The organism is Streptomyces avidinii (assembly GCF_045161815.1).
Taxonomy (GTDB): domain Bacteria; phylum Actinomycetota; class Actinomycetes; order Streptomycetales; family Streptomycetaceae; genus Streptomyces; species Streptomyces avidinii.
Genome location: NZ_CP108863.1, coordinates 7,038,183 through 7,059,776, shown reverse-complemented (window position 1 = coordinate 7,059,776; position 21,594 = coordinate 7,038,183). Strand labels below are relative to the sequence as shown.

Sequence of the window (21,594 nt, the reverse complement as noted above, 5' to 3'; positions counted from 1 at the left end):
GCCCTACGACTCACCCTCCGGCTGGCAGCCCGGTGCGCGGGGCGGTCGCCAGGTGGTCGCCGACGCGCTTGACCATCAGCGTCATCTCGTACGCCACCTGCCCGACGTCGGAGTCCGCGTCGGCCAGCACGGCCAGGCAGCTGCCGTCGCCCGCGGCCATGACGAAGAGGAACGCCTCGTCGAGCTCGACCACGGTCTGGCGGACCCGGCCGGAGTCGAAGTGCCGGCCGACGCCTTTGGCCAGGCTGTGGAAGCCGGAGGCGACCGCCGCCAGGTGCTCGCTGTCCTCGCGGGTCAGGTCCTTGGAGCTGCCCGTGGGCAGGCCGTCGCCGGAGAGGACCACCGCCTTGCGGATGGAGCCGACCCGGTCGACGAGCTCGTCGAGGAGCCAGTTGAGCGGGCCGGAGCCGCGGCCCCTGGTGTCGTTGCCGGTCTGCGGTGCGGTCATCGACCGTCCCCTTCGTTCTCGTTCGCGGGACCGCCGGCGGCGGATGTGCCTGCCTCGGTCTCGGACTTCTGCTGTGCGTGCTGGTTGCGGCCCGCCGTCCAGCCACGCTGGAGTGCGGACATGCGCGTACGTACGTCATCCGCGTCGCGGTCGGCCACCTGGTCGGGTGCGGCTTCGGCGGGTGCGGCGGACGTGGACTTCTTGAGCTGGGGCGCCAGGCTGGCCTGACGGACCCGGCGGGGCAGCCCGCCGATGCCGGGGGCGGGTGCGGCGGCCCCGGCATCGGAGCCGGCGGTGGAGGCCGGGTCGGGCTGCGGGACCACGGACGACGGGCGGGGCTCCACCCGGCGGCCGTGTTCGGCGACCAGAGTCGGGGTCGGGCGGCGGCGCGGCAGCGGTACGGCGCCCTGGGTGCGGGAACCGTCCGGACGCGAGGCCTCCACGCGCTGGGTGTCGAGCCGGACCGGGCCGGTGGGGCCGAGCGGCTCCCGGTCGCGGTCGCCCTTGCGGGAGCCTCCTCGCTCCGCGTGCCGGTCGGTGTGCGGCCGGTCGGCCGGGCGCAGGCCCAGGAGGGCGCTGCGCGGAGTGCCGTTCGGCGGGGTCTCGTCGTCGAGGGTCGCCATGACCGGGCGGCCGGCGGTGCCGGTGCGGCTCGTGATCGCCGTGGGGGCGTCGTCGAGCACCGCGGGGTCGTCCAGGCCGTCGAGGCGGTCCAGGCCGTTCAGACCGCCGCCCACGAGCGGGGCCTCCAGCTCGACCGGGCCGCGCAGTTCGGCCGGGGGCAGCGGGCGGCCCGAGGGCGCGCGCTCCATGACGGCGGGTGCGGACCGCTCGGCGGCGCCCCTGCCGAGGTGGCCGGCCTTCTCGGACCTGCCGGGCTTGGCGGCGGCCCGGGCGCCGTCGAACCGCGCGCCGGCGCCGTTGGTCTCGGGGGCCTCGGTCAGCAGGCCCACGGGCAGGAAGACCACCGCGGTGGTGCCTCCGTACGGGCTGGGCTGGAGGACGACCTTGACGTTGTGGCGCTGCGCGAGGCGGCTGACGACGAAGAGGCCGAGGCGGTCGGTGTCGGAGAGTTCGAACTCGGGGGTCTCGGCGAGCCGGAGGTTCGCGTCGAGCAGCGCCTCCGGGGTCATGCCGAGGCCGCGGTCGTGGATCTCCAGGGTGAAGCCGTTGGCGACGCGCTCGCCGTGCACCTGGACCGCCGTGTGCGGCGGCGAGAACACGGTTGCGTTCTCCAGGAGTTCGGCGATGAGGTGGGTGATGTCGGCGACGGCCGGGCCGACGATGCCCAGGCGGGTGAGCCTGCGGACCTCGATGCGCTCGTAGTCCTCGACCTCGGCGACGGCGGCCCGTACGACGTCCATCAGCTGGACGGGCTTGCGCCACTGGCGGGAGGGTGCGGCGCCGGAGAGGATCACCAGGCCCTCGGCGTGGCGGCGCATGCGGGTGGTCATGTGGTCGAGGCGGAAGAGGTCGGCGAGCTCCTCGGTGTCCTCGGTACGGCGTTCCATGGTGTCGAGGAGGGTCAACTGGCGGTGCAGCAGCACCTGGTTGCGGCGGGCCAGGTTGACGAACACCTCGGAGACGCCGCGGCGCAGGTCGGCCTGCTTGACGGCGGCCTCGACGGCGGCGCGCTGGAGGGTGTTGAGGGCCTGGCCGACCTGGCCGACCTCGTCCTTCTCGTACTCGAGGTGGGGCGACTCGGTCTCCACGTCCACCTGCTCACCGGCGGCGAGGCGGCGCATCACGCTGGGCAGCCGGACGCCGGAGGCCTCGTGGGCCTCCTTGCGGAGCCGGGAGAGGTCGCGGACCAGGTCGCGGCCGATGCGCACGGAGAGGATCAGGGACACGATCAGGGCGAGGAAGCCGAGGATGCCGGCCGCGGCGGCCTGGACCATGACGTCCCTGGCGACGGGCTCGATGCGCTGCTGGTAGCGGTCGCCGGCGGCGGTGTTCATGGCCGCCAGGTCGTCCAGGACCTTGGCCGCGGCCTCGTCCCACTGGGCGGCGGTGATGTTGCGCGGCTTGTTGACCGCGCCGCCGGCTATGAAGCGCTCCTCGGCATCGCGCAGGGGCTTGGTCGCGGGGTCCTTCCAGTACTGCTCGAAGTGCTCACGGTCGTCGGCGGTGAGGGTCACGAGGTTGAACTCGTAGAGCAGGGTGCGATTGGCTACGAAGTCGGTGACGTGGCGCACGTCGGGGGCGGTCACGTTGCGCGCGGCGAGGGCGGAGGCGATGACGGCGTCCTCGCGGGAGAGCAGTTCGCGGGCGCGGCTGATGCCGACGAGGGCGCGGCCTTCCTTGTCCACCTCCACGTTGTCCAGACCGTGGAGGTTCATGAGGAAGTCGTAGCAGGGGTCGACCAGCCGGTTGTAGAGCTCCAGGGCCTGGGTGGGGTCCAGGGCGTTCTGGTCGACGGAGCGGCGCATGGAGCCGATGCCCTGGAAGGCGGAGACGATCGAGCGCAGGCGCTGGGCGCTCTGCGAGCTCAGCTCGTCGATGACCTTGGGGTCGCGGGCGCTGACGCTGATCGCCTCGACGGCTTCGTCGGTCTCGGCGCGGCGCTTGGTGAGTTCGGCCGTGGCGGTGGCGGCCCGGGGGTCGCCGAGGACGACGAGGGTCTGGCGCCGTTCCTTCTGGATGACGCGGGCGACGTCCTCGATCGGGTAGCCGACCTTGTCGATGACGTAGGCCACGTCGAAGAGTTGAATGGCTTCACGGCCGGTGATGACCGTGGCAAAGCCCCAGAGCGCGGTCAGGGAGACGAGCGGCACAAGGAGCAACGCCACGATCTTCCGGCGGATGGACTTCCCGCGAAAGCGCATGGCCTCCCCAGCCTCCCCCAGGTCAACCCCGTTACCGGGGGTCGGTGTTCCGTCATTTAAACGGCGTGAGCCTACTACTGCTGCGGGGCAGCTTCGAAGGCGTGTCCGGACGTTTTCGGCCTGCCTCCGGTACGAAGATCACCAGTTGTCCGACACTTCCGGTCAAGTGCGGCCCGATATGTGGCAGATGACACTTGGTGAGGCGTCCCTTCCCGCAACCCGATGGATGGCTGGAATTGTTCGTTCCGCGATCATTCCGGCCCGTGAAGGCATCCGCGATGCGGGAATCTCTCGGCAGCGCCGAACGTCTCTCTGTTCGAGGGGGCACGTCGGATCCGAGGTTGTGGGTAGACGTGATGGGTGGACGTGGTGAGCGGACGCGGCGAGTCGGCCGCGGCGAGTGGATGTGACGCAAGGGCATGGCGGACCGCGCGGTGGGGAGTGAGCGGACCATGAGCAGGTACGAAGGCGGCGGCGAGGGTGCGGGAGCGGGGGCAGGCACGGGGGCGGGCGCGACCGGGCGGGGCCTGTGGGTCGAGGAGCCGGCCCTGCGGCACCGGATGCCGGATCCGGTACGGACCTCGGCGGTGCGGGCGGTGCTGATCGTGGCCGTGACGCTGACCGAGGCAACGATCACGTTCTTCCTGACCCTGACCGGGTCGTGGCTGGCCCTCCCGATGGCGCTCGGCGCGATAGCGGGGACGATCGTGGCCACCTGGGGGGTGCTGGACGTGTGGATCACCCGGCAGATGTGGAACCAGCGGTACGGAGTCCTCTCGGAGCCGAGCAGCACGGCGCGCCGGCTCCGCCGTGAGGCCCGCCGGGCCTCACGGGCGACCCGGAAGGCCGGGAAGGCCCGGGAGGCCCGGGAGGCCCGGGAGGCCCGGGAGGCCGCCGCGGGCCGAATACCCCGCGAGGACGGCCCCCTGGCGGCCTCCGGGCGCTAGTCCGCGCGCTGGCGCCCCGGCGGCGGTGCCCGCGGGCGCCGGCGTCAGGAAACGCCGCTGCGGCGGAACATCCGGGTGGCCGTGATCTCGCCGTGGATGGTCTCCTCCTCGGGGGACTGCTGCGGCAGACCCGGGCGCAGGTGTTCCTCGACGCTGATGTACTTCAGCCCTGCCCGCAGGTCCGCGTCATTGCGCAGCCGGATCACCAGCGGGAACTCGGCGAGCGCCGTGGTGTCGAACAGTCCGGTCGTGTAGAGCAGCTGGACGCCGAGCGCGTCGGAGACCGCCCGCTGGAGCTCCAGCAGGTACGTGGCGTTCGCGCGGCCGATCGGGTTGTCCAGGAACAGCGTGCCCGCGTGCCGGTGCTTGTCGCGGCCGCGGTCGTTGCTGCGCAGGGCCGCCATCGTGCAGTACAGCGCGATCGCGGCGGTCAGCAGCTGCCCGCCGGAGAACACGTCGCCCATCTGGCCGACCGGCACCCGCTCGGCGCGCAGCACCGCGTCCGGCTTGAGGATCTCCACCGAGATGCCCTTGGGCTCCAGGGCCGCCTGGACGCCGCGCAGCAGCAGGGACATGCCGTCACGGCGGCCCTCCCCGAAGGAGGCGGTGCTGTTCTTCTTCACGGCCGCGCGGGTCGCCTCGTCGATGACCTCGCCGAGCCGCTCGGTGAGGGTGGCCTGGTCGGGCTCCTCGAAGCGGATCCGCAGGAACTCCTGGCCCGACCATTCGCCGAGCCCCTCCGGCAGCTGCGAGAGCCGCTGCGCGGAGCGGAGCGTGGCCAGCGCCGACTCGACGAGGCCGCGCAGCCGGTCGACGATGCTGTCGCGGTTGCGCTCCAGCTGCGCCAGCTCGTCGGTCAGGACGCGCAGCCGGGGCGCGAAGGCCGCCGCCCAGGCCGCCGCGTGCTCGGGCAGCGCGGAGGCGGGCAGTTCGCGGATCTGCTGGCGCGCGGGGGTGCGTACCTGCTCGTAGCGGGTGGCGTTGGCGTGCCGGACCAGGATGTCGCTCGCCTCGCGCACCGCGGAGTCGGCGGCGGAGAGATCGGCCGAGCAGCCGCGCAGGGAGCGGCGGGCCTCGGTGGCCGACTGGCGGGCCTCCTCCAGGGTGCCCTGGTGGGGCACCGGCTCCTGCTCGTCGTCCTGGTGCGTGTGGTCGCGCAGCAGGTCCCGCAGCAGCGCCGCGGTCTCGTCGAAGCCGCCGGCGCCGTCCTCGGCGGTGCGGTGGGAGCGCAGCAGGTCCGCGTGGGCGGCCCGGGCGCTCTCCACGGCCGCGGTGTGGGCGGCGAGCTGGGCGGTGGCCGTACGCAGCAGGGCCTGGGCCTGTTCGACGTCCTCGGGGACGAGTTCCTCGGGGAGTTCGGTGTGCGCCTCCCCCTCGGCGGGGGCGTGCCGTTCGGCCTCGCCGCGCAGTCGGCCGAGCTGCTCGCTCGCGGTGGAGGCGCGGGTCTCCAGCATCTGCACGAGTGCCTCGGCGCGGGCGGCCGCGGCCTGCCGGGAGGGGCCGTCGGCGCCGTCGGTGCTTTCGAGGAGCTGGGCGGCCCGGGTGCGGACCTTGTTGGTGAGGCGGTCGAGTTCGGCCAGGGCGGCGCTCTCGTCGCTCTCGGCGCGGGCCTGTTCGGCGCGCAGGTCGGCGCCGACGCCGACCTTCTCGTAGAGCTGGGAGGCGGCGCGGTAGGCCTCGCGCAGGTCGGGCAGCGGGGCGCGCGGGCCGTCGCCGTCGGGCAGCCGGTCGGGGGCGCCGGCGATCTCGGCGCGTTCGGCGCGCAGGGCGCGGGCGGTGCGGCGGGCGTCGTCGGCGGCGCGCTGGGCGGCCCGGCGGTCCTCGTCGGCCGCGCGGGCCCGGTCCAGGCACACCTCGGCGCGGGCCTCGAACTCGGCTGCGTCGTCGGCGAGTTCGCGGAGCTTGGCCTGCCAGCCCGCGCGCTCGCGCAGCCGGAAGGCGAGACCCGCGAGGGCGTCGGCGACGCGGCGTGCGCGCTGGGCGGTGTCCTGGCGCTCCTCGCGGACGCGGGCCGCGTCGGCGGCGGCTTCGTCGGCCTCGGCGCGTACGGTACGGGCCTCCGCGAGCTCGGCGTCGGTCTCCTCGGCGAACATCCGGGCGGCGGCGGCCGCCTCCGCGAGCTCGGTGAGGCGGCCGGGCGGGCAGCCGGTGCGCCAGGAGGCGAGGCGGGCGGCGAGCTCGCGGTCACCGCCGAGGCGGGCGGCCAGGTCGCGGATCTCGGTGTCGCGGGCAGCGGCGCGGGCACGCAGCGCCTGGCGCTCCTCGTCGGCGGCGTGCTCGTCGTGCATGGCCGGGTTCGGCGGTACGAGAAACACACCGGAGTCGGCGTCGTCGCCGGCCGGCGGCAGCGGGGCCAGCAGCGCGGCGGCCGTACCGACGGCGACGGTGGAGCGGGGCAGCAGGGCGGCGCCGGAGAGGACCTCGCGGGCCCGGCCGTGCGTGTCGGGGTCGGTGATGACGACGCCGTCGACGAGTTCGGGACGGGCGGCGAGGACAGCGGCGTGGTCGGCGGGGTCCACGGACTGGGCGAGGTAGCGCCAGCCGGGCAGGGCGGGAATGCCGTGCTCGCCGAGGTACTCGACGGTGGCGAGGACGTCAGGGCCGGGCGGCAGCAGGCCGCCGTCACCGAGCGCGCCGAGGATGCGGGCGTCGTCGGCGGCGGCGGTGCGGAGCTCGAAGAGCTGGCGTTCGGCCGAGGCGACCCGGTCGGTGAGCAGGGTGCGCAGGTCGTCGGCGTTCCGGTCGAGGTCGGCGACCGTGAGACCGCCGCCTCCGGCGGCTTCGGGTCGCCCGCCGGGCCCGGCCTGGGCCGGACCGTGCCCGCCGGAGCCGTGCGCGGCCCCGGCCGACGCGGCCTGGCCGGCCTGGGCGGCCTGGGCGCCGGATCCCGCGTAGGGCCCGGAGGCGCCGCTCTGCGTGCGCGGGTGGGGAAGGAAGGAGGCCGGCACCGAGGGGAGGCCCAGCAGCTCCGCCAGGCGCGGGGCGGCGGCGAGGGAAGCCGCGGCCCGGTGCTCGGCGTCGTGGGCGGCCTCGGCCGCGTCGGCGGCGTCCGCCGCACGGGCGGCGGTGAGTTCTGCGCGGGATTCCGCGGCGGCGGCCTCGCGGGCGGCCTCGGCCGCGGCACGGGCGGCTTCCCGGGACTCGTCCCAGGCGGCCACGGCGGTCTTCTCGGCGTCGGTGGCGGCGAGGGCCGCGCGGGCCGGGTCGGCGTCGGGGGCGGTGTCGTCGAGCCAGCCGGCGCGCACGGCCTCGGCGGTCTCCTGCTGGACCTCGGCGAGCCGCGAGCGCAGGTGCTCGGCCTCGCTGCGGGCCCGCTGGGCGGCCGTGGCGGCGGCGGTGGCGTCGCGGTGGGCGTCCTCGCCGGTGACCTGGAGGGCGGCGGAACGCTCCTCCTCCTCGTTGGCGAGCCGCTCGCCGTGCTCGGCAGCGGTGTGCAGGGCGCGGACGAGCTCGCCGGCGGCGGTGGCGCGGGCCGCCAGGGCCGGGGCGGCGTCGCGCTCGGCCTCCAGGATCGCGGCGGCCACGCGGGCGGAGCGGTCGGCGGCGGCGCGGTGGCGCAGCACGTTCTCGGCGGCCTGCCAGGCCGAGTGCAGCGTGCGGGCTTCGAGGAGCTCGCGGCGCTGCGCGGTGGCGGCCTTGTCGGCGACGGTCAGGGCCAGCGAGGCGTGCCGGTAGGCGAGTTCGGCGGAGACGGCGGCGCTGCGGGTGCGGGCTGACTCGGCGGCGGTGACCTGGTGGGCGGCGCCGGTGACCTGCTGGGCGAGGTCGGCGGCCCGGCCGCGCTCCTCGGCGGCGCGGGCGGACAGCCGCCGGGCGAGGGTGCGCGTACGGCGTTCCGCGCCCGCGTGGACGTCGCGCAGCCGGGAGCGGGCCTGGGCGGCCTCGACGATGCGGGTGAGCAGGTCCACCGAGCCGGCGGTGAAGTCCCGTTCGGCCATCAGCTCGGCGCGGCGGCCGAGCTTGTTTCCGAAACCGTGGACGAGGTCGGCGAGGCCGTCCGTGTCGCGGGTGTCGGTGACGGCGCGCAGCAGGAGGTCGGTGAAGTCGGAGTCCTTCTTGACCGCGAAGAGGCCGGCGGCCTCGCCCTCGTCGGCGTTCATCTCGCGCTGGTAGCGGAAGAGTTCGGGGTCGAGGCCGACTTCGGTGAGGTGCTCGTTCCAGCGGTCGTGGATCTCCTCGAAGTACACCTCCAGGTGCGGGTACACCTTGCCGGCCTCGGTGAGGGCGTCGCGGAAGCCCTTCATCGTGCGGCGGCGGCCCTGGGCACCGGAGGCGCCTTCGACGGGCGGGCGTACGGAGGTGGCCTCGGCGACGGGCAGGCTGTCGAGGCTCAGGCCGGGGCCGGGGCGGAAGGAGTACCAGGCCTCGGCGAACTTGCGCGGGTCGTTCGAGACCTGGCGGCCGCGCCATTCGCTGACCTTGCCGACGACCACGCACTCGCCGGTCTGGGTGTGCTGCCACTCCAGGGCGACGTGGCCGCAGTCGTCGGCGAGCAGGAACTTGCGCAGGACGCCGGAGCTGGCGCCGCCGAGGGTGTTGCGGTGGCCCGGGAGCATCACCGAGAAGATCAGCTTGAGGAGGACGGACTTGCCGCCGCCGTTCTCCAGGAAGAGCACGCCGGCGGGCGCGGGGCGGCGCGGCGGTCCGGCGGGCTCGTCCTCGAAGAACTCCGCCTGCGTCGGCGCCGGGTGGGGCACCGGCTCGCCGACTCCGCGCAGGTCGAGCACGGTGTCGGCGTAGCGCGCACCGGCGGGCCCGATGGAGTAGAGGCGGATCCGGGACAGCTCGTACATGGCGGCGGACTCTCGTGGTGTCTGGGTGAGGCAGGGCGTACGGGGATCGGAGCGCGGGGCGCGGCCGGGGGGGCTCAGGCGTGGAACGGGAGCCCGGCGTCGGCGGCCAGGTCCAGGTCGTCGCCCTCGGGCGGCGGCAGCAGGGTGGCGGAGCCGTCGCTGACGGGGACCACGCCGAGCTCCAGGAGCTCGGCCATCGCCGCGCTGCCCGCCATGTCACGGACCTGGAGCTGGTAGCGGGGGGTGGTGCGGTAGGTGCCGCCGGCCTCGTCGCCGGTGCGCTGGAGGAAACCGGAGTCGGTGAGGAAGGCGGCCGCCTTGCCGACGATGCCGGTGGTGGAGCCCGCGAGGCGGCGGGCGTCCTTGGTGGCGCCGGTCGCGCTGCGGCGGGCGTAGACGCGCCAGGCGGCCTCCAGGCCGGGGGCGTCGGAGGCCGGGTCGGTGTTCTCGCCGAGCTCCTCGGCGCGCTCCTCCAGGCGACGGCAGGTCTGCCGGACGAAGGCGTCGACGCCGTTGACGGTGATGCGGCCGATGTAGCCGTCGTCGGCGAGGTCCTCGGGGCGCGGGAAGGCGAGGGCGGCGACGGCGAGATGGGCGAGGCCGTGCAGGAAGCGGTCGGCGGAGTCGGCGGCGGTGCGGCGGGCGTAGTCGCCCATCCGGACGGCGAAGACGGAGTCCTCGTCGGCGGCCACGGCCATGCCGGCGCGTGCGGACACCTCCAGGACGACCAGGCCGAGGCCGGTGGCGACGGCGTCGGCGAGGCGGCCGAAGGCGGGGTCCTCGCGGTAGCGGCGGAGCAGCTCCGCGTACTCGGCGTCACGGGCGGGGAGCAGCTTGGGCTGCAGCCCGAAGGCGACGAGCCGGGCCGCGTCGGCGGCGTCGGCGGGGGTCACCGCGGCGACGGTGGAGGGCACGGCGGGAGCCGACGGCGCGTCGGGCTCGCTCCACGCGGGGTGCTCGGCGTGGTGGTCGCTCACGGGTACGTCTCCTCGGCGGTGCGGGTCGTTCGGGCGGTACGGGTGCACGGTGGTGCGGCGGCTCCGGCGGTGGTCGGGTTCTGTCCGGCGGGGACAGGACCCGGCGGCGCCCATTTCAGCCTCGCCGGCGTTCGAGGCGCGGGGTCTGGGGCGGAGTCCCAGGAATCCCGGCTCCGCCGGGCACCGGGCTCCGCCCGGACCCTCCCCCAGCTACCGCTGGGAGGTGCCCCCTGCTCGAACGCCGGCGGGGCCGGATGTGGCGCCTTTGGGGCCGGATGTGCGAGGCCGGTCATGGCGAGGGCCGTCATGCCGCCTCCGCGCGGTCCGCCGCCATGCCGGCGGCGTCGAGCAGCGCGGTGCCGACGATGAGGTCGGCTCCGCCGAACTCGGGGTCGTCGAGCTGCGTGCCGTCGTCGACGGCGAACAGCAGCCGCTCCTCCCCCTGCCGGTAGGCCGTGCCGACGGCCGGGCTCGCCGCGTGGACGGCCAGCAGCGCCACCAGGTACGGCAGGTCCGGATCGCTGCGGCGGGCCTCCGCGAGCAGGCCGGACAGCCGGCGCGGCGCGTCGTGCGGAAGGTCCAGGAGCTCCATCGCGACGGCGAGCTGCTCCTCGCTGAAGCGGCTGTCGTCCGGGGTGGCGATGAGGTCCGGCTCGGGCATCTCCGCGCCGAGGTGCTCGCGCTCCACCGGCGGGGTCAGCAGGATCTCGACCAGGTCCGCCACCCGCACCGAGACGGGCGTGCGCAGCCCCGCGCCGGAGGCGAAGAACGCGGCGGTCACCCGGCCCGCCTGTTCCAGTGGGAGCGGCAGCAGCGGCGCGACGAGCTGCCCGTAGAGGTCGATGCCGGAGCGCGGCGCCGGGGCGGCGAAGGCCTGGCGGTCCTGTTCGGCGCGGAACAGCGGGCCGGCGTCCAGCAGTCGGGACTGCAGCTGGGTGTGCCGGCGGATGCAGTCCTTGACGATGTCGACGAGCTCGGCGGCGCGGCGCTTGTTCTCCGGCTCCTCCGCCTCGTCGCGCGCCTTGCGGATGTTGGTCAGGATCGCGTTCTCGTGGCGGTACCGGTCGGCGACGTGGTCCAGGGCCTCGGCGATCATGTCGGGCACGGCCTGGAGCCAGTCCACCGCCCGGACGTTGCGGCGCGTGGCGTCCAGCGTCCGGCGCAGGGTCTCGGCGTACTGGACGGTCCGGTAGCGGGCCTGCTCGGCGGCGAGCTGGGCGTCCGCCAGCCGGCCGCGGCTGATCAGGACCTCCAGCTTGACCTCGGCGGCGATCTGGGCGCTGGTGACGTCGGTGTCGAGGGCGCCGACCAGTACGTTGACGGCCTCGTCGGTGGTGCGCAGGTAGACGACGCCGCCGTAGCCGGGGACCTCTTCGATCAGCTTGAAGTCGTAGTCCCGGCGCACGTACACGCCGTCGGGGCCGAACGTGCCGTAGATCGCGCGGAAACCGCGGTCCACGCTGCCGACGTTGATCAGGTTCTCCAGCACCCAGCGGGCCACCCGCTCGTGCTCCGCCGCCGGGCGGGACGGTGCCTGGGCCGCGACGCGCGGCAGCAGCCTGGCCACTATCTGCTCGTGGTCGGCGCCCGTGTCGAAGTCCATGTTGAGCGTGACCAGGTCGATCGCGGCCAGCGCGACCTCCGCCATCGCGTAGACCCCGTACTCGCCGGCCAGATTGGCCTTGCGGACGTCGAGGTCGTGCAGCGGGGCGGTGCAGGCGAGGGCGCGCAGCCGACGGGCCAGGCCCTCGTCGGCGGCCGGGCCCGGCGCCGGGGACGGAAGGGTCTTCGCCGGGGCAGGGAGAGTCACGGACAAAGACTAGGTCCTGTTACTGACAACATCCCAAACGGCATGGTTCGGCCGGATCGTCCCCGGCATCCGTTCCGGCCGCCTGCTCTACGCTCGGCGCATGGCTTCCATGATCGCATCCGCTCCCGTGATCGACCTCAACGCCGACCTCGGCGAAGGCTTCGGACGCTGGACCCTCACCGACGACGAGGCTCTGCTCTCCGTGGTGACGAGCGCCAATGTGGCGTGCGGCTTCCATGCCGGGGACCCGTCGATCATGCGCCGCGTCTGCGAGCTGGCCGCGGAGCGGGGGGTACGGATCGGCGCGCAGGTGTCCTACCGCGACCTGGCCGGCTTCGGGCGGCGCTCCATGGATGTGCCGCCCGGCGAACTCGCCGACGAGGTGGCCTACCAGATCGGGGCGCTGGAGGTGTTCGCCCGGGCGGCCGGCTCCCGGGTGTCGTACGTCAAACCGCACGGCGCGCTCTACAACCGCACGGTGCACGACGCCGACCAGGCCGCCGCCGTGGTCGCGGGCGTCCGGCTGGCGGCCGGGGCCGGTGCCACCGGGGGCCTGCCCGTGCTCGGACTGCCCGGGTCGCTGTTGCTCGCCGCCGCCGGGGAGGCCGGGCTGGCACCCGTACCGGAGGCCTTCGCCGACCGTGCCTACACGCCCGCCGCGACGCTGGTGCCGCGCGGCGAGCCGGGCGCCGTGCTGCACGACCCGGACGCGGTCGTCGCGCGGGCCGTCCGGATGGCCGCCGAGGGCACGGTGACGGCCGCCGACGGCTCCCCGGTGAGCGTGGCCGCGCGCTCGCTGTGCCTGCACGGGGACACCCCGGGGGCGGCCGGGCTGGCCCGCCGCGTCCGCGAGGCACTGGGCGCGGCCGGGGTCCGGGTGGAGGCCTTCGCATGAGGACCCTGGTGGTGGGCGGCGAGGCGCTGCTGATCGAGCTGGACTCGGCGCAGGAGGTCGCCGCGCTCCACGCCGAGCTGCTGCGCCGCCGGGACGCGGGCGAGCTGGGGCCCGTACGGGACCTCGTGCCGGCCGCGCGGACCGTACTGCTGGACGGCGTACGGGACCCGGCCGCGCTCGGTGCCCGGATCGCGCGGTGGGAGGTGCCGCCGCTCGCGCCGACGCAGGGGCCGCAGGTCACCGTCCCGGTGCGCTACGACGGGCCGGACCTGGCGGAGGTGGCCCGGCTGTGGGGGGTGGCCCCCGGGGAGGTGCCGGGCATCGTCGGCGCCACCGAGTTCCGGGTGGCGTTCTGCGGGTTCGCTCCGGGCTTCGGCTATCTGACGGGGCTGCCGGAGCGCCTCCACGTGCCGCGCCGGGACACTCCGCGCACGGCCGTCCCGGCGGGCTCGCTGGCGCTGGCCGGGGAGTACGCCGGGGTGTACCCCCGCTCCTCGCCCGGAGGCTGGCAGCTGATCGGCTCCACGGACGCGGTGCTCTGGGACGCGGATCGGGAACCGGCGGCGCTCTTCGCGCCCGGGGTCCGGGTCCGGTTCACGGAGGGCGACGGCCGTGACTGAGGGGCTGCTGGTGGTACGGCCGGGGGCGCTGACCACGGTCCAGGACCGGGGCCGCCCGGGGTACGCGCACCTGGGGGTCCCGCGCTCGGGAGCGCTCGACACGGCGGCGTACGCGCTGGCCAACCGACTGGTCGGCAACGCGCCGGACACGGCGGCGCTGGAGACGACCCTGGACGGGGTCGGGCTACGGGCCCTGGCTGCGACGGTCGTGGCGGTCACGGGCGCGCCCTGTCCGGTACGGATCTCCGGGCGCCCGGTGGCCTGGGGAGCGCCGGTCCGGCTCCCGGCCGGGGCGGAGCTGGAGGTGGGCCGGGCGGAGTCGGGAGTGCGCAGCTACGTCGCGGTGCGGGGAGGCCTGCCCGTCCCGCCGGTCCTGGGCAGTCGCTCGACGGACCTGCTGTCGGGGCTGGGGCCGCCGGTCCTGTCGGCCGGGATGACACTGCCGGTGGGCCCCGCGGGACCGGACCCGGTGCCCGGGGCGGACGCGTACGGGCTGCCCGCGGCGCCGTCGGAACTGCTGCTCCCGCTCCGGCTCGGGCCGCGGGCGCACTGGTTCACCGGGGCGTCCCTCGCCGGGTTGTGGCGCTCGGAGTTCCGCGTCTCGCCGGCGTCCAACCGGATCGGGCTGCGCACGGAGGGGGGCTCCGCGCTGGTCCGCGCCCGGCCGGGCGAGCTGCCGAGCGAGGGCATGGTGCTGGGCGCGGTCCAGGTACCGCCGGACGGGCTGCCGGTGGTGTTCCTGGCCGACCACCCCGTGACGGGCGGCTACCCGGTGGTGGGCGTGGTCCCGCCGGGCCCGGCCCTGGACGCGGCGGCCCAGGCCAGGCCGGGCGTCCCGGTCCGGTTCGTACAGGCCCGATGAAACGCTTTCGGGGGCTGCGGCCAAGAACGGGGTGAGGGGGCCGACCGGGCCCCCGAGGCAGGGGAGGAACCGGGTGCGCAGCCCACGACAGGAAACCGGGCCGCCGGATCTCACCACGCACGAGGGGTTCGGTGCGTTCTACGAGGAGCACATCGACGCGGTCCTCGGCTTCGTCACCCGCCGGGTCGCCGACCCGCACTTGGCGGCGGACCTGACCGCGGACATCTTCCTGGCGGCGATGGGATCGGCCAAGGGCTACCGGAACGACAGGGGGGTGCCGGTCGCCTGGCTGTTCGGAATCGCCCGCAACATCCTGGCGGGCCACGCCCGCGGGCAGGCCCGGGAGAGCGGGGCAATGGCCCGCCTCAGCGGCCGCCGACTGCTGGAGGACGAGGACGTGGCGGCGCTGGAGGAGCGGATCGACGCCCAGCGCGCGTTCAGGGAGCTCGCGGAGCGCCACGCCGCCCTGTCCGAGCCGCTGCGCGCCGCCCTCGATCTGGTCGTGCTCGACCAGCTCACCCCGGCCGAAGCCGCCCAAGCCCTCGGCGTCACCCAGGCGACGGTCCGGGTCCGCCTGCACCGGGCCCGGCGCGCCCTGGGTGCCCCGGGCTCCATGACCGCGCGCCAGATGGAGGCAGCCCGATGAACAGCAGGCCCAGTGGCTTCGAGGAGCGGCTGAAGGCCGCGCTCCTGGCCCGTCTCCCGGAGGCCGTGCCCACGCCCCCCGCCCGGTCCTTCGCCCGGCGGTACGGCATTCCGCTCGCGGTGGGCGCCGCCACGGCCACCGTGGTCGCCGTCATGACCCTCACGGGCGGCAACCGCACCGGGTCCCTGCCGGCCGGCACGCCGAGCCGTTCGGCCTCGGACGCGCCCGAGATCAGGAGGGAGCCGGACGGGTCGCTGCGGTTCGATCCGCCCCAGCAGGCTCAGCTCCCGGCTCTGGCCGACCGGCTGAAGGAACTGGGGGTCCAGGCCGTCGCGGTCCCGCCGCTGCCGGAACTCGAGTGCAAGGCGATCAGGGGCTGGGAGCGCGGCCCGAAGGCCGATCCCGCGGCCGGTGTGTCGCGCGGCGATGACGGACGCACCCTCAAGGTCAACCCGAAGGCGGTCCCCCCAGGACACACGCTCGTCCTCGCGTGGGCGTACTTCCAGCCGTGGTGGGAGGGGAAGCAAGGACTCGCCTTCGGAGTCCTGCCGAACGACTGGGTCCCGCACTGCTCGGCCGACTACCGGGAGGACTTCCTGGAGGCGCTGCGGTCGGGGCCCCCCACCCCACCCCCCGGCGTACCGGCCACCATTTCGCCCTGATTGCGCTCCGCGACCGCACGCCGTCACAGCACTCGGCCCGGCCCCCTCTTGTCAGGGGGCCGGGCCGAGTGGTGTCGGTGGGGCTGCCGGGGGCGCTACACGGCCGACTCCGGGGTGATGCGGCTGCGGACGGCCGACTGGACGTCCTCCTCCTCGGCCGGGTCGGTGGCCAGGCGGCGCAGTCGGGGTGCCACGCGGGCGTCGGCCGTTTCGGCGTGGCGGGCCGCCACCTCTCGGGTGGTCTCCTCGCAGTCCCAGAGGCATTCGACGGCGAAGCCCGCCGCGAAGGTGGGGTCGGTGCTGGCCAGGGCCCGGGCGGCCCGGCCGCGCAGGTGGGACGAGGCCGTCTCGCGGTAGATGTGGCGCAGCACGGGGGCCGCGCAGCTGATGGCGAGCCGGCCGGCTCCGTCCACCAGGGCGAACAGCCGCCGGGTGTCCGGGCCCGCGCCGCGAACCGTGGAGCGCAGGGCGCCCAGGACCAGGACGGCGTCCTCGGCTCCGCCGCGCGCGGCGAGGGTGGCCGCGGCGGCCTCTCCGAGGGCGTCGGGTCGGTGGACCCAGCGTCGGGCCCGATCGACGGCCCCGGGGCCGCACATCCGCTCGTAGGCGGCCACGGCGGGCTCGTCGGCGGCGGCTTCGATGAGGTCCAGTACGGCCGGGTTGTCCGGTTCGGCGAGGACCAGGTGGTGCAGGGCGGTGGCCCGGGCGGCCTCGCCGTCGGCGCCGGCGGCGGCCGCGAGGATCGCGGAGCGGTCCTCCGGCTGGGCCACGGCGGCCAGGCAGCGGGCTGCGGGGACGTGCAGCGGGGTACCGCGGCGCAGGCCGTCGGCGGCCCAGTCGAAGACGGCCTGGACGCCCCAGCCGGGCCGGGGCCCGCTCGGGCTCATCTGCCGCTGCCAGCGGTCGAAGGAGCCCTGCTGACGGGCGGCGCGCAGGCGCTCCCCGTACTGGGGGGTCGCCTCCCACAGGCACCACGGGCGGGGCTCGTAGGCATCGCGGACGGCGGCGGCCAGCCGCGCCTCGCCCTCCGCCGTGGCGGGGAAGCGGGCGAGGACGGCCGCGGCCAGGGACCGCAGGCCTTCGTCGTCGTCGCGCAGGGCCAGCTCGTCGAGCGCCCAGGCCCAATTCGCCCCGGAGGCCGCGTACCGGCGCAGCACAATGAGCGCGTCGTCGCGGCCGTACGAGGCCAGGTGGCCCAGGACGGACAGGGCGAGGCCCGTGCGGTGGTCCTCCTCGTCGACGAGGTCGTCGGCGCTGAAGAGGTGGGCCTCGATCTCACCCAGCGGACCGGCGAGGTCCAGGTAGAGCCGGGCGTAGTACAAGGAGCGGTTCTCGACCTGCCAGTCCTGGCGCGGGTCGCGGAGCACGCAGTGGTTGAGGGCCTCGAGGGCCTCCGCCCTGGGTGCCGCGAGTGCGTGCAGCGTGCCGTCGCCGCGGCCCCGCTGGAGGAGCCCGAGCAGGGTACCGCTCGGCGCTATGACTGGTTCGAACATGGGAATGGCCTCAAATCAAGCTGGGGACGCAACCGGGAATCGGGATTCACAGGGCCGCGTAACAGCATGTGAGGACGTCCGCCGTCATGTTCCGCTCGATGTAGACCATTGCCTTCTCACTCTCGTCGGTGCTTCGTGACCATGGAGGCCGGGCCGGCCGGCACACCCTTCGTGTCTCGCCCGCTTCTGCCCGTCCCCCGTGCTCGCGAATCGAATCCGACGCCATGATGACCCAGCCGGTTTGTGCGCCGCGACCACATTTATGGCCGCCGTGACCAACCTGTGAGGTCGGGCTGTGCCCGGGCCGGGCCAGATCCCCGGCAAAACCGGACTACTTGGCTCCGAAAAGTTCCAGCAGGTCGGCCTTGGCGAACATGCGCGCCGTGTCCACGGCGGAGGGGGTTCCGGCGTTCGGGTCGGCCCCTCCGGCGAGCAGGGCCCGGATGACGGCCTCCTCGCCCTTGAAGACCGCACCGGCGAGCGGGGTCTGACCTCGGTCGTTGGCACGGTCGGCCTCGGCGCCGCGGGCCAGCAGGGCCGACACGGCGTCGGCGTGGCCGTGGTAGGCGGCGAGCATGACCAGGGTGTCCCCGCGGTCGTTGGTGAGGTTCGCCGGGACGCCGGCGTCCAGGTACGCGGTGAGCGTCTCGGTCTCACCCTGGCGGGCGAGGTCGAAGATCTTGGTGGCCAGCTCGATGACGTCCTCGTCGGGGACGCCCTGGGAGCCGGGGCCCTCCGCGGCGTGCTCGCTCATGGTTCGTACCGCCTTTCACTCGTTGCTGACATGGTCCACCCGCCCGTCGCGGCAGCGAGGACCCGGCCGGGCCGGGCGGGCAGGGGGGTGCACGGCACTGCGTCCGTACGGGTGAATCGCCAGAGTAGCGCCCTGGCCTGCACATGTCCGGGTCGGGCCGAGGCAATGATCAGCCTCGACCCACCCCGGGCCGGGCACGCCAGCCGGGCTGAGCCGGTCAAGTGAAAAACCCGGAGATTCACCCGTATGCACCTTTTGTCGCATTGATACTTCCTGTGAGCCTGGAAGAACTGATGGTGACTGTCCCCACCCACCAGGAGAAGACCTCATGGTTCTGTCCATCTCAGGCGTGGTCCTGCTCGGCATCATCTGCTTCCTCTTCTTCAAGAAGGACGGGATGAAGCTGACGCACGCGTTCGTCTGCTCGCTCTTCGGCTTCTTCCTCGCCGGCTCCGCCATCGCCCCGAGCATCACGGCGAGCACCGCGAGCCTCGCGAGCCTGCTCGGCGGGATCAAGCTCTAGCCCGGCCATCACGCGGCTCCGCCAGCGACACCCGAATCACCGTCACACCCACAACTCCAGGAGACGCCCGTGGCCCGGCGCCCACTTCCCCGCATCCTCAGCAGCGGCACCGTGTCGCTGTCCCGGGGCCGCGACCTCGCTCGCACGGCCGCCGACAGCGCCACGGACGTCCTCCATCCGCTCCTCGTCATCGGACGCGGCCTGCGCATCCTGGCCGCGGCCGGGCGGCGCCGGTGGTCCGAGACCCCCAAGGACAAGCGTGGTCCCGCGCTCTTCCTGGGGGCCGCCTGCGTCCTCGTGGTCGCGCTCGTCCCCTACGGCCCGCTCCTCGCCATGATCACCCTCATGGCGGCGGCGGCCTGGCACGGACGCGACCGCACCCCGGCGAAGACCGGGCCCAGCGATGCCGAGACCGAACGGCTCGGCTCCCTCTACGAAGCCCTCGTGCCGTACTTCTCCATCCCGGAGGACCCGAGCCCGCTCTTCGCCCACGGCGGGGACTGGGACCAGGCCTTCAGCGGCTACGAGTTCGACGAGGCGGGCCGCATCACCCGGCTCCACATCCGCTACCCGGCCTACTTCACCGACGGCGAGGCCACCTCACGGGCCCGGATCGAGGCACTGCTGCACGCCAAGTCCGGGCGCGGACGGGAGTATCTCTTCGACTGGGACGAGGAGGGCAACCAGCTCGACCTGAGGGTGCTGGCGGCGCTGCCGACGGGCATCGCCGCCCAGCCGTTCGTCACCTCGCCCGGCGAGACCGTACTGGGCTTCACCGACGCCGGCAGCGTGCAGCGCACCCTGCCCGTCCTGGAGGGCGACGAGCCCCGCGACGTGCCGCCGGTGATCTGGCGCACCGGGCCCCGCTCCACCGAGCCCCACCTGCTGGCCGTCGGCCAGCCCGGCAGCGGCACCTCCACCCTGCTGCGCTCCGTCGCCCTGCAGGCCCTGCGGCACGGGGGCGACGTACTGATCGTCGACGGCGGGGGCAGCGGCGAGTACGCGTGCCTGGCCGGCCGCAGCGGCGTCCTCGCCGTGGAGTGCGGGCCGACCGGAGCGCAGGCCACGCTCGAATGGGCCGCGCAGGAGACCGAGCGGCGGCTGATCGCCACCCACCGGGCCCGTGAGGTCGGTCGGCCGGCGCCCGAGAACACCCGGCGGCCCCTGTGGATCCTGCTGGACCAGCCGACCGTGCTGGCCCACCTCGCCGTCGCCGAGGGCGGACCCGATCCACTGGCCCAGTTGCAGGTGCCGCTGCGGCACGGACGGCCCGCGCACGTGACCGTGGTGGTGGCCGAGCAGTTCGGGCACCTGGAGCTGCTGAACGACTCCGTCTGGCAGCACACCCGCGCCCGCGTCGTCCTCGGGCCCGCCGCCGTCCAGCAGATCGCGGACGTTCTGGGACTGCCGCCGCACACCACCCCGACGGCTCAGGTGCCGCCGGGACGCGGGTACGCCCGGCTCGGCACCGGGCCCGTGCACCGCCTGCAGGTGCCCGCCACCCCGGACCCGTACGACGAGGGCACCCAGCCGGCGTACCGCCAGGCCGTGCTGGAGCTGCTGCCGGACCGGCTCGTGAAGCCGGTGCAGCCGCCCGCCCAGGGTTCGGCGGTCGACGCGTCGGAGATGCCCGAGGTGCCGGCCGAGACTCCGTAGCCCGGCGGGGCGCGGTGTCCCTGCGGCCCGGACGGCGCCGCGCCCCGCCCCGGGCCGGGCTACGCCACGAAGGTGCGGGGCGGTTCCGCCCCGCTGCCGCCGGCGCCCGTCCCGACCAGCCGGGCCGCCGCCGCCAGGCGGGAGGCGGCCTCCTCGGCCACCGGCCCGCCCACGGTGAACGGCAGCCGGACGTACCCCTCGAAGGCGCCGTCCACGCCGAACCGCGGCCCCGAGGGGACCCGTACGCCGACCCGCTCCCCCACCTCGGCCAGCCGGGAGCCGGAGAGCCCGCCCGCGCGGGCCCACAGCGTCAGCCCGCCCTGCGGGACCTCGAACTCCCAGTCGGGCAGTTCCCGGCGCACCGCCGCGACCAGCGCGTCGCGGTTCTCCCGGGCCTGCCGGCGGCGGATCCGGACGGCCTCCTGCCAGCCCCCGGTCCGCATCAGCCAGTTCACCGCGAGCTGTTCCAGCACCGGGGTGCCCAGGTCCGCGTAGGCGCGGGCGGCGACCAGGCTGCGGATGACGTCGGGGGCGGCGCGGACCCAGCCGATCCGCATGCCCGCCCAGAAGGCCTTGCTGGCGGAGCCGACGGTGATGACGGTGCTGCCGGCCGGGTCGAAGGAGCACACCGGGCGGGGCATCTCCAGGTCCGGGTCCAGCTGGAGCTCCAGCATGGTCTCGTCGGCCACCAGGACGGTGCCGGCCGACCGGGCGGCCTCCACCATGGCGCGGCGCTGGTCCTCGGAGGCCAGGGCCCCGGTCGGGTTGTGGAAATCGGCGACCACGTAGGCGAGGCGCGGTGCCGAATCGCGCAGCACCTGCCGCCAGACGTCCATGTCCCAGCCGCTGAGGCCGTCGGCCATGGCGACGGGGACGAGGCGGACCCCGGCGGCGCGCATGAGCTGGAGGATGTTGGCGTAGGAGGGGGACTCGACGGCGATCCGCTCCCCGCGCCCGGCGAACAGACTGCAGATCGCGTCGATGGCGCCCATCGCGCCGGTGGTGACCATGATCTGCTCGGGCATGGTGGGAATGCCCTGCTCGGTGTAGCGGTCGGCGAGCATCCGGCGCAGCGCGGGCAGGCCCGCCGGGTAGTCCCCGTGGGTGTGCGCGTACGGCGGCAGCTCCTCCAGGGCGCCCTGGACGGCCTTGGTGAGCCAGGGTTCGGGAGCCGGGAGCGCGGCGCAGCCGAGGTCGATCATCGAACCGAGGGACTCGGGCGGCAGCGGCTCCAGACCGCGGGCGGGAAGCGGGTTCCCGGCCGGGACGGAGGTCCAGCTGCCGGCGCCCCGGCGGGACTCCAGGAACCCCTCGCCTCGCAGGGCCTCGTACGCGGCGGCGACGGTGGTGCGGCTGAGCGAGAGGGCGACGGCCAGCTCGCGCTCGGCGGGCAGCCGGGCGGCAACCGGAATGCGGCCTTCGAGGACGAGGAGCCGGATGCCGTCGGCGAGGGTCCGGTAGGCGGGCAGCTTGCGCGCGCCGGGAGCGCTGGGCCGCTCCTGCTGGGAGGTGATGAGACGGGCGAGCTGTGCGGCACCGACCGCTGAGGTCCATTCGGCCATGCTGTCCGGTCCACCTTCGTCGAATTGGCCTCGCCCGACCGGGGGCGGCGCCGGTATTGGATTCCTTCCGCGCCCACAGCCTGTCACGCCGGGGGCCACCCGGGCCAGAGCGGGGTGGCAC

At 75.0% G+C, this 21,594-nt stretch carries 16 protein-coding genes; 8 read left to right on the top strand and 8 right to left on the bottom strand.

The annotated features are described in order from the left end of the window. Positions 1-10: 10 nt before the first annotated feature. Both OG373_RS31895 and OG373_RS31890 read right to left on the bottom strand, forming a co-directional pair. Complete coding sequence (locus OG373_RS31895) at positions 11-448, bottom strand: roadblock/LC7 domain-containing protein (protein ID WP_030016314.1); 438 nt, start codon at positions 446-448, stop codon at positions 11-13. Next, positions 445-3,273 carry a nitrate- and nitrite sensing domain-containing protein gene (locus OG373_RS31890; protein WP_405441828.1) on the bottom strand — a complete coding sequence of 943 codons (2,829 nt, stop codon included), beginning with the start codon at positions 3,271-3,273 and terminating at the stop codon, positions 445-447. Before OG373_RS31890 ends, OG373_RS31895 begins: the two co-directional genes overlap by 4 nt. A 452-nt stretch (positions 3,274-3,725) precedes the next feature. Here OG373_RS31890 and OG373_RS31885 point away from each other — a divergent pair, with 452 nt between their 5' ends. Further along, a complete protein-coding gene (locus OG373_RS31885; protein WP_405441827.1) occupies positions 3,726-4,220 on the top strand; it encodes a hypothetical protein in 495 nt (164 codons plus the stop codon). 44 nt (positions 4,221-4,264) lie between these two features. Here the strand turns inward: OG373_RS31885 and OG373_RS31880 are convergent, their stop codons facing one another. The 3 genes from OG373_RS31880 to OG373_RS31870 all read right to left on the bottom strand — a co-directional run bounded on the left by OG373_RS31880 (position 4,265) and on the right by OG373_RS31870 (position 11,800). Beyond that, on the bottom strand, positions 4,265-9,013 hold the full coding sequence (locus tag OG373_RS31880) for a hypothetical protein (RefSeq protein WP_405441826.1): 4,749 nt from the start codon (positions 9,011-9,013) through the stop codon (positions 4,265-4,267). Between the two features lie 74 nt (positions 9,014-9,087). Then, positions 9,088-9,990, bottom strand: coding sequence for a hypothetical protein (locus OG373_RS31875; RefSeq protein ID WP_405441825.1), 903 nt, complete (start codon positions 9,988-9,990; stop codon positions 9,088-9,090). Between the two features lie 304 nt (positions 9,991-10,294). Next, positions 10,295-11,800: a hypothetical protein gene (locus OG373_RS31870; RefSeq protein WP_405441824.1), complete on the bottom strand. Its 1,506-nt coding sequence runs from the start codon at positions 11,798-11,800 to the stop codon at positions 10,295-10,297. Between the two features lie 100 nt (positions 11,801-11,900). Between OG373_RS31870 and OG373_RS31865 the strand changes: the two genes are divergently transcribed. The 5 genes from OG373_RS31865 to OG373_RS31845 all read left to right on the top strand — a co-directional run bounded on the left by OG373_RS31865 (position 11,901) and on the right by OG373_RS31845 (position 15,485). Continuing rightward, complete coding sequence (locus OG373_RS31865) at positions 11,901-12,695, top strand: LamB/YcsF family protein (RefSeq protein WP_405441823.1); 795 nt, start codon at positions 11,901-11,903, stop codon at positions 12,693-12,695. Then, positions 12,692-13,315: an allophanate hydrolase subunit 1 gene (locus OG373_RS31860; protein WP_405441821.1), complete on the top strand. Its 624-nt coding sequence runs from the start codon at positions 12,692-12,694 to the stop codon at positions 13,313-13,315. Before OG373_RS31865 ends, OG373_RS31860 begins: the two co-directional genes overlap by 4 nt. After that, complete coding sequence (locus OG373_RS31855; protein WP_405441819.1) at positions 13,308-14,177, top strand: biotin-dependent carboxyltransferase family protein; 870 nt, start codon at positions 13,308-13,310, stop codon at positions 14,175-14,177. The genes OG373_RS31860 and OG373_RS31855 overlap by 8 nt, the downstream gene beginning before the upstream one ends. Before the next feature lie 73 nt (positions 14,178-14,250). Further along, complete coding sequence (locus OG373_RS31850; protein ID WP_405441818.1) at positions 14,251-14,823, top strand: RNA polymerase sigma factor; 573 nt, start codon at positions 14,251-14,253, stop codon at positions 14,821-14,823. Then, positions 14,820-15,485: a hypothetical protein gene (locus OG373_RS31845; protein ID WP_405441816.1), complete on the top strand. Its 666-nt coding sequence runs from the start codon at positions 14,820-14,822 to the stop codon at positions 15,483-15,485. Before OG373_RS31850 ends, OG373_RS31845 begins: the two co-directional genes overlap by 4 nt. A gap of 95 nt (positions 15,486-15,580) precedes the next feature. On the opposite strand, the gene OG373_RS31840 is transcribed toward OG373_RS31845, so the two are convergent. Beyond that, a complete protein-coding gene (locus OG373_RS31840; protein ID WP_405441815.1) occupies positions 15,581-16,978 on the bottom strand; it encodes a HEAT repeat domain-containing protein in 1,398 nt (465 codons plus the stop codon). 331 nt (positions 16,979-17,309) lie between these two features. Next, the gene (locus OG373_RS31835) at positions 17,310-17,732 is read right to left on the bottom strand and encodes an ankyrin repeat domain-containing protein (protein WP_397733513.1); all 423 of its coding nucleotides are present in this window, start codon (positions 17,730-17,732) and stop codon (positions 17,310-17,312) included. 328 nt (positions 17,733-18,060) lie between these two features. On the opposite strand from OG373_RS31835, the gene OG373_RS31830 reads away from it, so the two are divergent. Together OG373_RS31830 and OG373_RS31825 are read left to right on the top strand one after the other, a co-directional pair. Continuing rightward, positions 18,061-18,255, top strand: a complete 195-nt coding sequence (locus tag OG373_RS31830) for a hypothetical protein (RefSeq protein ID WP_030031218.1) — start codon at positions 18,061-18,063, stop codon at positions 18,253-18,255. A 69-nt stretch (positions 18,256-18,324) separates the two neighbouring features. Then, complete coding sequence (locus tag OG373_RS31825) at positions 18,325-19,911, top strand: hypothetical protein (RefSeq protein ID WP_405441813.1); 1,587 nt, start codon at positions 18,325-18,327, stop codon at positions 19,909-19,911. Between the two features lie 59 nt (positions 19,912-19,970). Here the strand turns inward: OG373_RS31825 and OG373_RS31820 are convergent, their stop codons facing one another. Then, positions 19,971-21,473: a PLP-dependent aminotransferase family protein gene (locus tag OG373_RS31820; protein WP_405441812.1), complete on the bottom strand. Its 1,503-nt coding sequence runs from the start codon at positions 21,471-21,473 to the stop codon at positions 19,971-19,973. Between the last annotated feature and the right edge of the window lie 121 nt (positions 21,474-21,594).

Bases quoted from the DNA above. Each gene is read 5' to 3' on its own strand.
- OG373_RS31865 (WP_405441823.1), top strand. From the start codon at position 11,901: ATGGCTTCCATGATCGCATCCGCTCCCGTGATCGACCTCAACGCCGAC.
- OG373_RS31830 (WP_030031218.1), top strand. From the start codon at position 18,061: ATGGTTCTGTCCATCTCAGGCGTGGTCCTGCTCGGCATCATCTGCTTC.
- OG373_RS31890 (WP_405441828.1), bottom strand. From the start codon at position 3,273: ATGCGCTTTCGCGGGAAGTCCATCCGCCGGAAGATCGTGGCGTTGCTC.
- OG373_RS31845 (WP_405441816.1), top strand. From the start codon at position 14,820: ATGAACAGCAGGCCCAGTGGCTTCGAGGAGCGGCTGAAGGCCGCGCTC.
- OG373_RS31860 (WP_405441821.1), top strand. From the start codon at position 12,692: ATGAGGACCCTGGTGGTGGGCGGCGAGGCGCTGCTGATCGAGCTGGAC.
- OG373_RS31820 (WP_405441812.1), bottom strand. From the start codon at position 21,473: ATGGCCGAATGGACCTCAGCGGTCGGTGCCGCACAGCTCGCCCGTCTC.
- OG373_RS31835 (WP_397733513.1), bottom strand. From the start codon at position 17,732: ATGAGCGAGCACGCCGCGGAGGGCCCCGGCTCCCAGGGCGTCCCCGAC.
- OG373_RS31895 (WP_030016314.1), bottom strand. From the start codon at position 448: ATGACCGCACCGCAGACCGGCAACGACACCAGGGGCCGCGGCTCCGGC.
- OG373_RS31885 (WP_405441827.1), top strand. From the start codon at position 3,726: ATGAGCAGGTACGAAGGCGGCGGCGAGGGTGCGGGAGCGGGGGCAGGC.
- OG373_RS31840 (WP_405441815.1), bottom strand. From the start codon at position 16,978: ATGTTCGAACCAGTCATAGCGCCGAGCGGTACCCTGCTCGGGCTCCTC.
- OG373_RS31880 (WP_405441826.1), bottom strand. From the start codon at position 9,013: ATGTACGAGCTGTCCCGGATCCGCCTCTACTCCATCGGGCCCGCCGGT.